We start from the raw sequence: 1,022 nt of genomic DNA on the forward strand, positions 1-1,022 counted from the left end.
ACCCTCCAACCCTAAATACTACCTGATGACCGATAGAGGAGCAGTACCGTGAGGGAAAGGTGAAAAGGACCCCGGGAGGGGAGTGAAATAGAACCTGAAACCTTGTGCTTACAAGCACTCAAAGCCCGTTAACGGGTGATGAGGTACCTTTTGTAGAATGGTCCGGCGAGTTATTGTAACAAGCAAGCTTAAGGTATTCAGTACCGGAGGCGAAGGGAAACCGAGGGTTAATAGCCCGCTTGAGTTTGTTGCAATAGACCCGAAACCGGGTGACCTAGCCATGAGCAGGTTGAAGTGGAGGTAAAACTCCATGGAGGACCGAACGCACGTTCGTTGCAATGACCGGCGATGACTTGTGGCTAGCGGTGAAATTCCAATCGAACCCGGAGATAGCTGGTTCTCCCCGAAATAGCTTTAGGGCTAGCGTTGGTTTAGATTACCGGAGGTAAAGCACTGAATGGGCTAGGGGCCGATAAGGTTACTGAACCCTATCAAACTCTGAATGCCGGATAATTGATGACCAGCAGTCAGACTACGTGAGATAAGTTTCGTGGTCAAAAGGGAAACAGCCCAGACCCACAGCTAAGGTCCCTAATGTATGCTAAGTGGAAAACGATGTGGAGTTGCGAAAACAACCAGGATGTTGGCTTAGAAGCAGCCACTCATTAAAAGAGTGCGTAATAGCTCACTGGTCGAGTGACTCTGCGCGGAAAATATAACGGGGCTAAGCATACAACCGAAGCTTGGGCTGCACAGCAATGTGCGGGGTAGGGGAGCGTCGAATATGGGGTGAAGTCGCATCGGAAGGAGCGGTGGACTGTATTCGAGTGAGAATGCCGGAATGAGTAGCGAGAATCATGTGGGAATCATGATGGCCGAAAATCTAAGGTTTCTTGGGGAAGGTTCGTCCGCCCAAGGTAAGCCGGGAGCTAAGGCGAGGCCGCAAGGCGTAGTCGATGCACATACGGTAGAAATTCCGTAGCCACCGAACTTTAAGCATGCTGACACTTTGGAATAGGGGA

The 1,022-nt window shown here is 50.6% G+C and carries 1 rRNA gene; it reads left to right on the top strand.

Features of this window, described 5'->3' with window-relative positions:
- Window positions 1-1,022, top strand: a 23S ribosomal RNA gene (locus ACTNBK_RS17090); the annotation flags it as partial.

This window comes from Intestinimonas sp. HCP28S3_D6 (assembly GCF_052065695.1).
Lineage (GTDB): Bacteria > Bacillota > Clostridia > Oscillospirales > Oscillospiraceae > Intestinimonas.